We start from the raw sequence: 13,519 nt of genomic DNA on the forward strand, positions 1-13,519 counted from the left end.
GGGGGATGTGCCGCCTGAGATCGTCCTGCGGGGGGATGYGCCGCCTGAGATCGTCCTGCGCGCGCTTCAGGTCCTGGCGACGCGTGCCGAGCGCGGCATCGGCACTGGCGGCGGACTGCGTCTGCTGGCGCACCTGGCGCACGGCCTGGGCCAGGGCGCTGCTCGCTTTGCGCAGGGCGACATCGCCGTCCGTCGGATCGAGCTTCACCAGTACCTGGCCAGCATTCACGCGCTGGGTGTCATCGGCGAAGACACCCACGACGATGCCCGGCACCTGGGCCGAGATACCGACCTGGTTGCCGCCGACATAAGCGTCGTCGGTGGTTTCGCGCTTGGAAAACACGAACAGCCAGAGCAGGAACCACGCAAGGGCGGCGAAGCCGAACAGGAGCGCGGCGATGAGCAGCGCGCGATTCCGCTTGCGCTTGTCCTTCGGCGCGTTGCCGCTTTCTTCCTGCGTGCGCGGCGTGTCGGTCGTGGTGGCGCTCATGGGGTCTGGGTTCCGTTCGTGCTGTGCGTGGAGGGGGAATCGGTGGTTTCTGCGCGATAGCCGCCGCCGAGTGATTTGATCAGCGCGACATCGGTGGACAGGGCCTGTCCCTGCAGGTCGGCGTCGGCGTCCAGCTGTTGGGCGAGCGAGGCTTCGGTTTCCAGGGACTCGCGATCGTCGCGGATGCCGCGGGCCGCACGGGCTTTCGCGCTGGCGAGCAATGTCTTGACCGAGTCGATCTGTTCGTTCTGTTGCGTGCGACGCGCGGCAAGCTGTTGCGCGCCCAGGGCCTGCGTGGCGACGTCACGTGCAGCGGAGGCCACGGTCGCGTTGTACTGGGCCACGGCGGCACCGAGTTGTGCCTGGCTGACGCCGTGGTTGGCCTCGAGGGCGCCGCCTTCGAAGATCGGCAGGTGCAGCGCCGGCGTCAACGAAAACACACGGCTGCTGGGTGAGAAGATCTTGTCCATGTCGATGCTGGACAGGCCGGCCATACCGCTCAGGCTCACATCCGGGAAGAACTGGGCGCGTGCCGCATCCGTCTGTCGCAGCGCTGCTTCGACCTGCCAGCGGCTGGCCGCGATATCGGGACGGCGTGCCATCAGGTCGGTGCCGACGTTCGCCGGGAGGCCRCCGCCGACATCCGGCAGGGGGCGTGGGGCGAGAGGAGGCAACTGCGCGGGGGTGACACCGACGAGCGTAGCCAGCGAGGCGCGGCGGATATCCGCGGATCCCTGCAAGGCGACACGCTGCTGGCGAGCGCTGGCCAGTTCGGCGCGAGCCTGCTGGGCGGTGTCAGGAACGTCCACGCCCTGCTTCACGCGCAACTCGGCGATTCGCAGCGCACGCTCGCGCACGGCGACAAGGCGGTCGGCAATGGCCACGCGCGACATATCGGCAAGCCAGCCAAAGTAGGTGTCGGCGACCACTGCCTGGATGGCGAGCGAGGAGGCTGAACGCTCCGCTTCTGCGGCGCGTGCGCTATCGATCGCGGATTCAAGCGTGAAGCGCTTCTTGCCCCACCAGTCGAAGTCGTAGCTGACCTGCACGCCGATGTCGGCCTGGTTGTACCAGGTGAAACCAAGGAACTGGGCGGGGATCAACCCATGCTCGCTCATCCGCTGACGGGCTACCTGCGCGCTGCCGTCGACGCGAAGACCGGCCTGCGCCGCGGCGACGCGGATGTTCTGCTGCGCCGAGTCGACGCGCGTCTTCGCCTGGGCGAGATCGGGAGCGCCGCGCAACGCCATGTCCATCAGGGTGTCGAGCTGCGGGTCGCCATAGGCGCGCCACCATTCGGCGGCCGGCCAGCCCGGGCGCTGGTCCGTAACGAGTCCGGCAAGCGGCACGTCATCGCGCAGGGCAGGCCGGTCGATCTTCGCGGGGATGTGGCAGGCGGCGAGCAAGGTGGTGACCGCGGCGGCGAGTAGCGCGGGACGGAGCAGGGCAGGTGTCATGGCGTGTCGTCCGTGTCGACCTTCGGGTCGATATGCAAGGCGAGCTTCTTCAGGAGTTTCTCGAAGGTCTTGCGCTCGGTGGAACTGAAACAGGCGAAGTTCTCCATGAGAGGAGGGAACATCGGTGGGAGCATCTTGTTGACGAAACGACGGCCTGCCGGGGTGATCCGGAGCAGCACCTGACGACGGTCATGGGTGGCATGCGACCGCGAGATCAGGGCCTTCTTGGCGAGCGCGTTGGCGATCCGGGTCATGTTGGTCGGCTTCTGCTCGGCCAGCGCGCAGAGTTCGCCCGGTGTCGCACTGCCGTCTTCGCTGCTGTAAAGCATCATCAGCGTGCGGAAGTCGCTGTCGTTCATGCCATACGGCTTGAGCTTGTTTTCGAACTCGCGCAACAGGGCTCCCGCCGTGAGCATGAGCAGCCGGACGAGGAGGACTTCCGACTTCGGCAGGCCGGGGATGCTTTGTGCGACGCGATCCACACCCTCATAGAGGGCATCCACGCAAGGTTTGAGGCTGGACATTTCGCTGGCAAATAGTTCGCTGGTGAACTATTAGGCTAGCAAGTATGTCGGCCGATGCGCAATGTGCCGTGCAGAAGGGCGCAGCACCACTGTAGGAGCCGATTCATCGGCGAACGGGTGCTCGCGACAGCCTGGCCCGCTGCCGCGGGATCGCCGATGCATCGGCTCCTACACGGTTTTCGGCTCTACTGCTGGGTTATGGGAGTTTGAACAGCTTCATCGCGTTCGCCGTCGTCGCAGCAGCGATATCTTCGGCCAACACGTCACGCAACGAGGCAATCGTCTCGAGGACATCCGTCATGAAGGCCGGTTCGTTGCGTATGCCCCGACGATGGGCGCAGGGCTGGTCCGGGGCGTCGGTTTCCAGCAGAAGCCACTCCAGTGGCATGCCGGTGACCACGCGACGGATGCGATTCGCGCCCTCGTAGGTGACGGGGCCTCCAATGCCGAGATGGAAGCCGAGGTCGAAGAGCTGCCGGGCCTGTTCTTCGCTGCCGGAGAAGCTGTGGACCACGCCGCGCAGTCCGCCGACGCGGCGTAAGGTGTGGATGGTTTCCTCGAAGGCGCGACGGGCATGCACGATCACGGGCAGGTCGTGTTCGCGGGCGATGTGCAACTGCCGGACGAAAACCTCGCGCTGGCGCACCGGGTCGAGACCCTCGACATAGAAATCCAGCCCGATCTCGCCCACGGCGATCGCGCCGTGGCCGTCGAGCCAGCCCGGCAGCTCGGCAAGGTGCTCGTCGCGATGGGCGTCGATCCGCAGCGGGTGCAGACCATAGGCGGGGAAGGCGCCTTCACGCGCCGCACACAAAACCTCGATGGCTTCCCAGTTTCCCCGGTCGATCGCCGGTACGATCCAGCGCCGCACGCCGGCCCCGCTGGCCCGATCGAACATCGCCCCACGGTCTCCGTCGAACGAAACATCGTCCAGATGGGCATGGGTATCTACCAGATCGAGCATGTCAGTCAGCGGCCGGTGGGGTTGTGGGCGTGAGTCTAAGGCGTCGTTCAGTTTAACGACTGTCAAATGTCATCGAGGCGACTTCCGGGTGATGGGGCACATGCGCCATCGAGTCGCCGACCTTTGTTAGGAGAGTAGGGTTATGAGCAGGTTGAAGATTTCCGTCCTGAACGCTGGTTTGGGCGCGGCCCTTGTGTTGAGCCTTTCCGCCTGCAACCGCGATGCAAACGCAGATGTGGCCAATGCCCAGTCGCCCGGCACCTCGGCGCTCAACGCCGCCGCCGCGCCGCCGCCGGCGGACAATGGCCCGCGCTACGGTCGCGTGGTCAGCGTGGATCCGGTCCGCGAGACGGCCACGGCCGCACAGCGTCAGTGCCACGATGAGGTCGTGACGCGCCACGTCCCGGTGCGGGATCAGCACCAGGTCGCCGGTACCGCCATCGGCGCCGTCGCAGGCGGCCTCCTGGGTAACCAGATCGGCCACGGTAAGGGTCGCACCCTTGCTACGGTCGCAGGTGCCGTGGGCGGCGGTTACGCCGGCCACGAGATCCAGGAAAACCACCAGGAAAACAACACGACCACCAGCACCATCCGCAAGTGCGAGACGGTGGCTGGCACGGCGGGCGACAAGGTCGTCGCCTATGACGTGCGCTATGAGTACAACGGCGTGACGCGTTCGGTGCGTATGGATCACGATCCGGGCGACCGCGTCCAGGTCCAGGAAGGCGTTTCCGTCATTTCCGACGCGCGTTGATCAACCCATTCACCAGGACGCCACCCATGCACAGCTTCGTCCGTAAGTCCGGCCTCGTTGCCGCCGCTGTTGCCACTCTGTCGTTGACGGCTTGCTATGAGCCGCCGCGACGCGTTTACCACGAGGATCGCGTGGTGTATTCCGGTCCCCCGCGGGGCTGCGATCAGTGCGGCACCGTCAGCGATGTGGAGCAGGTCTACACCCAGCGCGATTCGTCGCCCTTGGGTGCCGTGATTGGCGCGGTGGCCGGCGGCTTGCTGGGTAACACGGTTGGCCACGGTGACGGTCGCACGGCCGCTACCGTTGGTGGTGCCGTGGCAGGTGGCTTCGTCGGCAATGCCGTCGGCAAGCGCAACGGTGCGGATGAGGCCGTGTTCCGCGTACGTATTCGTCTGGATGACGGGCGAGTGGCGACGGTAACGCAGCGGGAAGATCCACAGCTTCGCCGTGGCGATTACGTCGTCATCCAGGGTGACCACGTCTACCGCAGGTAACGCGCGTTGGATGTGGATGTCGCGCGATTCCTGTAGGAGCCGCTTCAGCGGCGATGCCGGAATACGTCAACCTCTACAGACGTCCAGACGGCTAAAACAAGAAAGGCCCGCTACCAGGCGGGCCTTTCTTGTTTTCAGAGAACGTGAGTTGGTCTCGAGCACCCATCGCCGATGAATCGGCTCCTACAAAAGCGTGGGGGTGATGGCAATGGCCGCTTTATAAAAGGCAAAAAAAAGCCCTCGTCCGAGGGCCCCTTTTCCCGGGAATCCCAAGCTGCCCGCCTGGATTCCTTCTCCCCCGCGTGTTCTTTCGCTTACGTCAGTTGACGGCGTAGAACGMGTGGTCGCCGATCTTGCGAACGACGCGGCTGGCTGACCAGCTCGGTGCGACCGCAACGGTCGCGAAATGATCTGCTTGCGGAACATAAACGAGGCGTTCGCTCTTGGGCAGGCTCCAGTTGTTGAGGGAGTCGCCAGCGATTTTCCACGCCTTGGTCCATGAAACGAGATCGGTTATTTCAAAATCCTTTGGTGTCGTGGTAATCGCGAACTGGCGTGGAGCCGAGACGACGGCACACACCTTGTCGCCGCCCATGCCGCGATCGCGGCGCCGTAGGGCGACTTCCGCCACGGCATACTGGCCGATGGTGGGTTCGCTGCGTGCTTCGAGATATACCGTCGTCGCCAGGCACGTCTGGTCAGCGAGGTGGCTTGGAAGGACGGACGCCATCCATAGCAAAGCGGAAAGTTTCATGTGTATCTGCCTCCAACGAGCTTTTCCGTCACTTGCGGCTTTCATGGAAAGGCCATGGGGGACGTATGAGCGGTAGACGGGCGGGCAGGCCGTTACTACCTGGACCAACCGAAGGCACCCGCTGAGAATCAGTTACGCGGATGAGTCGGGCGTCACACACTGTGACTGTACAAGACGGCTGTCCGGAGCCGTCCGGTAATGGGGGTTTGCCGAAAGGGAGCGGCATCGCGCAATGGGCGGCGGCTCTGTCGGCTTACTACGCGCAATCAGATGGTGCGCGCGTTTCGTGCTCCGGCTTTTGCCGGGTCGCGCCAGAACCGTCATCGTCGACGGATCGTCGCGGGCGTAACCGTGATGCAACACCACGGCCACTCAAATGGATCGGCGGAGCCTAGTAGCGCAATGCAAATTTGGCAAGTGCGTATGCGGTACGGTTCAGCTTTTGCTCACACACGCTGTTGAACTTTATTTTACGAATGTGCTTGCAAATGCTCATGCGTCGAACGTCGACACGATGTGCAGACGCATGCCTTCGATTTCAAGAGTGTCTGCTTGTACGGCCGCGTCATCCAATACGACAAGCGATATAGGCTTTGGTGCTGATGCATGACACATCAACACGATACCGACAGTGTTGCCGTCAACGCGTAGCGAATGTCCTTCGGCGAGCGTGCTGTCGCTCGTGACGGTATGCAGGTGTTTCTTGTGGCCGCCAAGGTAATGCAGGCGCGCTGCGATTTCCTGGCCGGGAAAGCAACCTTTATTGAATGAAACAGCACCCAGGCGTTCCATCGACAGAGCGGGTGGAAGCAAGGCGTCGATCGCTCCATCCGGAAGCCATGCATAGCCATTCGAAATGTGCCGCGCGATCCACGCGTCGTTACTGCTTTCAACTTTCGCGTTGTCGACTTTCGCATCGCCGAACCGCAACGACGCATGTCCTTCGCCGAAACGGATCGCACCGCTTTCGTCTTCGCAAACATGCGTGTCGTCGAGTGCGTCGCCATCACTGGTGTGCAGTACATCCGACACGACGATCTTCACCTTCGACCGAAAGACGAAACGACGCAGGTCGTTCGCGATCGCTTCGCCGTCGCCTCCGCGCGGAATCACGACGAAGCGCTCGTCGTCGGGTCGGGCGATCTGTAGCAGCGCGCGCACCCGGCCCTTGGGGTCGAGCCAGCCACTCCATTGCCACCGGCCGCGGGGCAGGGCGAGGACGTCGCTGCTGAACTGGGCATTGGCGAAGGAGGCCGCGTCGGGGCCGGTCAGGGTGATGCTGCGAGTGGTACGGCTCGGCATGGGGAGGCGCAAGGCAGGGCGGAAGCGTAAGATATACGGCCGGGCCAAGGCCAAACCAACCCTCTTGATAATCGTGAAGGTTGTGCTGAGGTGGCACAGGTATTACGCTTTTAGGGCTTTATAACCATGTCCGACAATCCCTCCGAACCCAAAGACGCGAACGATTCCGCCCCGGCGAAACCGCTCGTCACGCCGATCGTCCCCACGAACGGCACGCCAGGGGTCGAGAAAGCGCCATTGGACCCAACGCGTTACGGCGACTGGGAAAAGAACGGACGCTGCATCGACTTCTGAGGATCGGAAGGCGGGGAGAGATCGTCGGGCATCAGCGATTCCAATCCAGGATAGCCGCCATGGCACAAACGGGACGACCGCTCTCACCGCATCTCCAGGTCTACAAGTGGCAAGTGCAGATGGCTTCTTCCATCCTGCATCGCGCCACCGGCATCATCCTCGCCGTCGGTAGCCTGCTCATCGTATGGGGCCTTGCCGCCCTCGCCGCCGGTCAGGACGCCTTCGCGACCTTTACCGCCTGCGCGACCAGCGCCTTCGGCACGATCGTCATGATCGGCTGGACCCTGGCCTTCTTCTATCACCTGTGCAACGGCATCCGTCACCTGGTCCAGGACACCGGCAAGGGCTACGCGATCGAGACGTTCGTCCGCACCAGCTGGATGGCGATCATCGTCTCCATCGTGCTGACGGTGGCCGTCTGGGCCTATGTGCTGACCGGGAGCCACGCATGAGCAAGGATCTGCGCAACCCGCTCGCCCGCGCACGCGGCCTGGGCTCGGCGAAGGAAGGCGTCGGCCACTGGATGACCCAGCGCATCACTGCGCTCGCCCTGGTCTTCCTGACCCTCTGGTTCGTCATCACCGTGCTCGGCCTGATGCACGCCGACTACGCCACGGCCCGCGCGACCATTGCGAAGCCCTGGAACGCGGTGCTGCTCATCGCTCTCATCATCACCATGTTCAAGCACGCCGTGCTCGGCCTGCAGGTGGTGATCGAAGACTACGTCCATACCCGCTGGCTCGAAATGACCTCGCTGGTACTCATCAAGTTCATCGCCGTACTCGCCGCGCTTACGGGCGTGCTGGCCGTGCTGCGCATCGCGCTCGGAAGCTGATCGATGGAATCCTATAAGGTTCAACAACACAAGTACGACGTGATCGTSGTCGGCGCCGGCGGCGCGGGCCTKCGMGCCACGYTCGGCMTGGCYGAAMAGGGYYTCAAGRCCGCCTGCATCACCAAGGTCTTCCCGACCCGYTCCCACACCGTGGCGGCTCAGGGCGGCATCTCCGCCGCGCTCGGTAACATGGGCGAGGACGACTGGCGTTATCACTTCTACGACACGATCAAGGGCTCCGACTGGCTCGGCGACCAGGACGCGATCGAGTACATGTGCCGTGAGGCCATTCCGGCCATCATCGAGCTGGAACACTACGGCGTGCCGTTCTCGCGTACCGAGGAAGGCAAGATCTACCAGCGCCCGTTCGGCGGCATGACCACGCACTACGGCCAGGGCACCGCGCAGCGCACCTGCGCCGCGGCMGACCGYACCGGCCACGCCATCCTGCAYACGCTTTACCAGCAGGCCCTCGCGCACGACGCCACGTTCTTCATCGAGTACTTCGCCATCGACCTCGTGTTCGAGGACGGCAAGTGCGTGGGCGTGCTCGCCCTCGACATGAACGAAGGCACCCTGCATCTGTTCCGCGGCCACGCCGTGGTCATGGCAACGGGTGGCTACGGCCGTGCCTACTTCAGCGCCACCTCGGCSCATACCTGCACSGGCGACGGCGGCGGCATGGTGCYKCGCGCCGGCCTGCCGCTGCAGGACATGGAGTTCGTGCAGTTCCAYCCGACCGGYATCTACGGCKCSGGCTGYCTGATCACCGARGGCGYGCGCGGCGAAGGCGGTTACCTSRGCAAYTCCGAGGGTGAGCGCTTYATGGARCGCTACGCRCCKWMSGCGAAGGAYCTCGCCTCGCGCGACGTCGTGAGCCGCGCGATGACCATCGAGATCCGCGAAGGTCGCGGTGTGGGCCCGAAGAAGGACCACATCCACCTCAACCTGATGCACCTCGGTCCCGAGGTCATCAACGAGCGTCTCCCGGGTATCGCCGAGTCGGCACGCATCTTCGCCGGCGTGGACGTGACCAAGGAGCCGATCCCGGTCCTGCCGACCGTSCAYTACAACATGGGCGGCATCCCGACCAACTACCACGGCGAAGTCGTGACCAAGCGTGACGACGATCCGGATTCGATCGTGCCGGGCCTGTTCGCCATCGGCGAAGCCGCTTGCGTGTCGGTCCACGGCGCGAACCGCCTTGGCTCGAACTCGCTGCTCGATCTGGTCGTGTTCGGCCGCGCCGTGTCGCATCGTTGCGCCGAGCTGATCAAGACCGGCACACCGCACAAGGATCTCCCGGCCAACGCGCTGGACAAGATCCTCGCGCGCTTCGACAACCTGCGTCATGCCGACGGCGCCAAGCCGACTGCCGACATCCGCGCTGAAATGCAGATGACCATGCAGKMCGACGCCGCCGTGTTCCGCACCGGCGAAACGCTGAAGGAAGGCAAGGCCAAGATCTCCGAGGTGTACTCCTCGTTCGGCCAGGTCAAGGTCAGCGATCGTTCGATGGTCTGGAACTCCGACCTCATCGAAACACTGGAGCTGTCGAACCTGCTCGCGCAGGCCGTGGCCACGATGCATTCGGCGGAACAGCGCCCGGAGAGCCGCGGTGCGCATGCACGCGAGGATTTCCCGGACCGCGACGACCACGACTGGCAGAAGCACACGCTGGTGTGGATCGACGAGGCCGGTAACTCCAGCTTCGACTTCCGCCCGGTGCATATGTACACCCTGACGGACGACGTTGAAGTCGTACCGCCGAAAAAGCGCGTTTACTGATACCGGACCGGAGAGGCAATCGTGGCAGAGTTCACGCTACCCAAGAATTCCAAGATCCAGGCCGGCAAGCATTTCCCGGCGAAGGGCGCGAAGAACGTGCGCACCTTCAAGGTCTATCGCTGGACGCCGGACGACGGCCAGAACCCGCGCACCGACACGTACGAGGTGGATCTCGATACGTGCGGTCCGATGGTTCTCGACGCCCTGCTGAAGATCAAGAACGAGATCGACTCGACGCTCTCGCTGCGCCGCTCGTGCCGTGAAGGCATTTGCGGYTCSTGCGCGATGAACATCGACGGCACCAAYACGCTSGCCTGCACCCGGGCCATCGACGAGTGCAGTGGCGGTACGGTCAACATCTATCCGCTGCCGCACATGCCGGTGGTGAAGGATCTGGTGCCCGATCTCACGCACTTCTACGCCCAGTTCGCGTCCATCAAGCCGTGGATTCGCACGCAGAGCCCGGCTCCTGCGGATAAGGAGCGCCTGCAGTCGCCGGAAGACCGCCAGAAGCTCGACGGTCTCTACGAGTGCATCCTCTGCGCCTGCTGCTCSACSTCSTGYCCGAGCTACTGGTGGAACGGCGACCGTTACCTCGGTCCGGCGATCCTCCTGCAGGCTTACCGTTGGATCGTCGACAGCCGTGACGAAGACACCGGTGCGCGCCTGGACGATCTCGAAGATCCGTTCAAGCTCTACCGTTGCCACACGATCATGAACTGCGCGCGCACCTGCCCGAAGGGTCTCAATCCTGCCAAGGCCATCGCGGAGATCAAGAAGCTGATCGTGCAGCGCCGCTCGGCCTGAATGTAGGCGGCGATGGCTTTATGTAGGAGCCGATTCATCGGCGAATGGGTGCTCGCCGCAAGCACCCATCGCCGCTGAAGCGGCTCCCACAGGCCGCGGGGATGTCGCAAGCACCCGATCGCCGATGAATCGGCTCCTACAGAGAGCGCCAGACCTCCTATGATGGAAGAAGCCCGCCTCAAACGCCTGCGCTGGCGCACCCGTCGGGGTACGCGCGAGCTCGATCGCCYGTTCGGCGGCTGGCTGGACGAGCGCTACGCTGACGCGGATGAAGCGAAACGGATGGTATTCGACGAACTTCTGGACGTGCAGGATCCCGATCTCTGGGATTGGGTGATGGGCCATGCCTTTGCCCCCCGCGACGACTGGCAGGCAATCATCGATGAGATCCGCTCACGGCATCAGCTTTGACCTGAGGCCTTCGCCTTTTCTGAGCCGTTTCGTGCTCCTGGCGGTCGTCCTCGCCACGATCGCCCCCTTGTTCACCTCGCTACCCTGGATCCTCCGCTGGGCGCTCGCCGCCGTTGTCGCGACGGTGGGGCTCGTGCGTGCGGCGCATGGTCGCAGGCCGCMCATCGGGGCGCTGGACTGGGCCTTCGACGGTCTCTGGACGGTACGGGACCGCACGGGGCGCGCCTTTCCGGCCGAACTCGTGGCCTCGCGCGTGGTCGGAACCTCGGTCTTCCTGCATTTTCGGTGGAAGGGCGGAGCAGCCCATGTGGCCATGCTGCCCGACAATACCGATGCGGACCATCTGCGGGTCCTCAGGGCCCGTCTTTCCGCGGCGCGATGAGGCGGCCAGCTTGCCGGAATCGGCGGCATCGGGCACTCTGCCGCGCGGTGCATGCCTTTCGTGGCGGGCTCCCTTACTACAGGCTGCGATCGACAGGTATGTTCAGACCCCTCGAACTCTTTATCGGACTGCGCTACACGCGCGCCAAGCGTCGCAACCAGTTCATTTCCTTCATTTCCACCGTGTCGATCGTCTGCATCGCGATCAGCGTCACTGCGCTCATCACGGTGATGTCGGTGATGAACGGTTTCGACAGCGAACTGCGCACACGCATCCTCGGTGCCGTGTCGCACGTGACCGTCTCCGGCATCGACGACACCGTGCAGAACTGGCAGACCGCGGTGAAAACGGCCGAGGGCACCAAGCATGTGCTTGGTGCGGCGCCGTATGTCGAAACCCAGGCCTTCCTGCAGGCCAAGCGGCCCAGTGGCGCACTGATTCGCGGCGTGGTGCCGTCGATGGAGCCGAACGTCTCCGACCTCGACAAGCACATGGTCGAAGGCAAGATGTCCGACCTGACTGATCGGAGCTGGAAGATCATCCTCGGTCGTGAGCTCGCCCTCACGCTCGGCGTGAACGTGGGCGACAAGCTCACCGTCGTGGTGCCGCAGTTCACGGCCACGCCCATGGGGGCGGTACCCAAGCTGCGCAGCTTCACCGTCAGCGGCATCTTCGAACTGGGTATGCAGGAATACGATGCGAATCTCGCGCTCGTGTCCATGCCGGACGCCGAACGGCTCAATGGCCTCGCCGGTCCCACGGGTATCCGCCTCAAGCTGGACGACATGCGCCAGGCATGGCCCGTGGCACAGGAGCTGGTGAACAAGCTCGGCCAGGCCTATCGCGTCGAAACCTGGATGGACACCCACGCGAATTTCTTCCGCGCGATCGACATGGAGAAGACGGTGATGTTCGTCATCCTGTCGCTGATCATCCTCGTCGCGGTGATCAACCTGATTTCGATGCTGATGATGCTGGTGACCGACAAGCAAGCCGACATCGCTATCCTGCGCACGCTGGGTTCCACGCCCCGCAGCATCATGGGCATGTTCATGGTCCAGGGCATCCTGGTCGGTATCGTCGGCATCGGCTTCGGTGTGTTTCTCGGTGCGTTGCTCTCGTTCAACCTGCCGGGCCTGGTGAAGTGGATCGAGCACGTCACCGGGCAGACCTTCCTGTCGCCAGATGTCTATTACATCAGCGAACTGCCGAGCCAGTTGCTGTGGTCCGACGTGGGCTGGGTGGTGCTGGTGACCTTTATCTTCTCCCTGCTGGCCACCCTGTACCCGGCGTGGCGCGCCTCGCGCACGCAGCCCGCCCAGGCGCTCCGTTATGAATAAGCCGAACGACGACATCGYCCTGCGCGCCACCGGCGTGGCCAAGGTCTACGAGGAAGGCGACCTGCGTACGGGCGTCCTTTCCAACGTGAATTTCTCCCTGCGCCGCGGTGAGACCATGTCCATCGTCGGTGCGTCCGGCTCGGGCAAGTCGACCCTGCTGCACATCATCGGCGGCCTGGACACGCTGACGGCGGGTAAGGTCGAGGTGAACGGCCGCGTGCTGTCCGAGTTGTCGGACGCCGAGCGCGGTCGCGAGCGCAATCGCTCACTGGGTTTCATCTACCAGTTCCATCATCTGCTGCCMGAGTTCACGGCGCTGGAAAACGTGTGCATGCCGCTGTTGATTCGCGGTGTGGCCATTGCGCAGGCGCAGAAGGAAGCCACGGCTTTGCTCGATCGTGTAGGCCTTAGCGCGCGCCTGCGTCATCGTCCGGCGGAGATGTCCGGTGGTGAGCGGCAGCGCTGCGCCGTTGCGCGGGCGCTGGTGACGCGCCCGGCCTGCGTGCTTGGCGACGAGCCGACCGGCAACCTGGATGAAGCCAACGCGGCGGCGGTCTACGAGCTGATGGTCGAACTCAACCGCGAAATCGGCACGAGCTTCGTGCTGGTGACCCATGACTCGCGTCTGGCCGGGAAGATGGACCGGACGCTGGAATTGCATTCGGGCGAATTGCACGAGCGCTGAGCTTAAGAGCCAGCACCCTTTGTAGGAGCCGATTTGCGGTGGTCTAATTTTCCTGGACACCCATGTAGGAGCAAAATCCCTACCGAGGTGAATCATGGGATATCGACCGATCGACCCGGCGCTCAAGCGCCGGGCGGTGTGTTTAGTACTGGATGAGAACCGCTCCGTGCCTGCCGTGTGCGGGCTGCTTGGGCTTGGCCCGACGGCTTTGCGGCGCTGGGTCGAGCAGGAGCGGCAG

Annotated in this window: 17 protein-coding genes and 1 pseudogene; 12 read left to right on the forward strand and 6 right to left on the reverse strand. The window is 63.9% G+C overall.

Going from position 1 to position 13,519, the window contains the following annotated elements; translation table 11 throughout:
- From AC1DT2_RS06745 to AC1DT2_RS06760, 4 genes and pseudogenes are all read right to left on the reverse strand, one after another.
- Nucleotides 1–490, reverse strand: a pseudogene (locus AC1DT2_RS06745) (EmrA/EmrK family multidrug efflux transporter periplasmic adaptor subunit); the annotation flags it as partial.
- Nucleotides 487–1,947 (reverse strand): efflux transporter outer membrane subunit, encoded by a 1,461-nt coding sequence (locus tag AC1DT2_RS06750; protein WP_477295336.1) that lies wholly within the window; start codon nt 1,945–1,947, stop codon nt 487–489. The gene AC1DT2_RS06750 and the pseudogene AC1DT2_RS06745, both read right to left, overlap by 4 nt.
- Nucleotides 1,944–2,471 carry a MarR family transcriptional regulator gene (locus AC1DT2_RS06755; protein WP_477295338.1) on the reverse strand — a complete coding sequence of 176 codons (528 nt, stop codon included), beginning with the start codon at nt 2,469–2,471 and terminating at the stop codon, nt 1,944–1,946. The genes AC1DT2_RS06750 and AC1DT2_RS06755 overlap by 4 nt, the downstream gene beginning before the upstream one ends.
- Before the next feature lie 196 nt (nt 2,472–2,667).
- Nucleotides 2,668–3,435: a TatD family hydrolase gene (locus AC1DT2_RS06760; RefSeq protein ID WP_477295340.1), complete on the reverse strand. Its 768-nt coding sequence runs from the start codon at nt 3,433–3,435 to the stop codon at nt 2,668–2,670.
- 142 nt (nt 3,436–3,577) lie between these two features.
- Here AC1DT2_RS06760 and AC1DT2_RS06765 point away from each other — a divergent pair, with 142 nt between their 5' ends.
- Both AC1DT2_RS06765 and AC1DT2_RS06770 read left to right on the forward strand, forming a co-directional pair.
- Nucleotides 3,578–4,189: a glycine zipper 2TM domain-containing protein gene (locus AC1DT2_RS06765; protein ID WP_213947687.1), complete on the forward strand. Its 612-nt coding sequence runs from the start codon at nt 3,578–3,580 to the stop codon at nt 4,187–4,189.
- A 26-nt stretch (nt 4,190–4,215) separates the two neighbouring features.
- Nucleotides 4,216–4,683, forward strand: a complete 468-nt coding sequence (locus AC1DT2_RS06770) for an outer membrane lipoprotein (protein WP_063572478.1) — start codon at nt 4,216–4,218, stop codon at nt 4,681–4,683.
- A 319-nt stretch (nt 4,684–5,002) separates the two neighbouring features.
- On the opposite strand, the gene AC1DT2_RS06775 is transcribed toward AC1DT2_RS06770, so the two are convergent.
- Nucleotides 5,003–5,437 carry a cell wall hydrolase gene (locus tag AC1DT2_RS06775; RefSeq protein ID WP_477295343.1) on the reverse strand — a complete coding sequence of 145 codons (435 nt, stop codon included), beginning with the start codon at nt 5,435–5,437 and terminating at the stop codon, nt 5,003–5,005.
- 492 nt (nt 5,438–5,929) lie between these two features.
- The gene (gene ygfZ / locus AC1DT2_RS06780) at nt 5,930–6,739 is read right to left on the reverse strand and encodes a CAF17-like 4Fe-4S cluster assembly/insertion protein YgfZ (protein ID WP_477295345.1); all 810 of its coding nucleotides are present in this window, start codon (nt 6,737–6,739) and stop codon (nt 5,930–5,932) included.
- A 126-nt stretch (nt 6,740–6,865) separates the two neighbouring features.
- On the opposite strand from ygfZ, the gene AC1DT2_RS06785 reads away from it, so the two are divergent.
- The 10 genes from AC1DT2_RS06785 to AC1DT2_RS06830 all read left to right on the forward strand — a co-directional run.
- Entirely contained in the window at nt 6,866–7,033 is a 168-nt protein-coding gene (locus AC1DT2_RS06785) for a DUF1674 domain-containing protein (protein ID WP_082879133.1), read from the forward strand.
- Between the two features lie 59 nt (nt 7,034–7,092).
- Nucleotides 7,093–7,485 (forward strand): succinate dehydrogenase, cytochrome b556 subunit, encoded by a 393-nt coding sequence (gene sdhC / locus AC1DT2_RS06790; protein ID WP_063572475.1) that lies wholly within the window; start codon nt 7,093–7,095, stop codon nt 7,483–7,485.
- Nucleotides 7,482–7,868, forward strand: a complete 387-nt coding sequence (sdhD, locus tag AC1DT2_RS06795; RefSeq protein WP_063572474.1) for a succinate dehydrogenase, hydrophobic membrane anchor protein — start codon at nt 7,482–7,484, stop codon at nt 7,866–7,868. The genes sdhC and sdhD overlap by 4 nt, the downstream gene beginning before the upstream one ends.
- Before the next feature lie 3 nt (nt 7,869–7,871).
- Nucleotides 7,872–9,656 (forward strand): succinate dehydrogenase flavoprotein subunit, encoded by a 1,785-nt coding sequence (sdhA, locus tag AC1DT2_RS06800; protein WP_477295348.1) that lies wholly within the window; start codon nt 7,872–7,874, stop codon nt 9,654–9,656.
- A gap of 21 nt (nt 9,657–9,677) precedes the next feature.
- A complete protein-coding gene (locus AC1DT2_RS06805; RefSeq protein ID WP_477295350.1) occupies nt 9,678–10,463 on the forward strand; it encodes a succinate dehydrogenase iron-sulfur subunit in 786 nt (261 codons plus the stop codon).
- Nucleotides 10,464–10,625: 162 nt separating this feature from the next.
- Entirely contained in the window at nt 10,626–10,874 is a 249-nt protein-coding gene (locus AC1DT2_RS06810) for an FAD assembly factor SdhE (protein WP_477295357.1), read from the forward strand.
- A complete protein-coding gene (locus tag AC1DT2_RS06815) occupies nt 10,846–11,256 on the forward strand; it encodes a hypothetical protein (RefSeq protein ID WP_477295352.1) in 411 nt (136 codons plus the stop codon). The genes AC1DT2_RS06810 and AC1DT2_RS06815 overlap by 29 nt, the downstream gene beginning before the upstream one ends.
- Before the next feature lie 98 nt (nt 11,257–11,354).
- Nucleotides 11,355–12,596, forward strand: a complete 1,242-nt coding sequence (locus tag AC1DT2_RS06820) for a lipoprotein-releasing ABC transporter permease subunit (protein WP_213947684.1) — start codon at nt 11,355–11,357, stop codon at nt 12,594–12,596.
- Nucleotides 12,589–13,281, forward strand: a complete 693-nt coding sequence (gene lolD, locus AC1DT2_RS06825) for a lipoprotein-releasing ABC transporter ATP-binding protein LolD (RefSeq protein WP_477295355.1) — start codon at nt 12,589–12,591, stop codon at nt 13,279–13,281. The genes AC1DT2_RS06820 and lolD overlap by 8 nt, the downstream gene beginning before the upstream one ends.
- A gap of 94 nt (nt 13,282–13,375) precedes the next feature.
- Nucleotides 13,376–13,519 (forward strand): transposase (locus tag AC1DT2_RS06830; RefSeq protein ID WP_477295359.1); only part of this gene is annotated, 144 nt, incomplete at its 3' end.

This window comes from Luteibacter sp. P4_E6 (genome assembly GCF_056401535.1).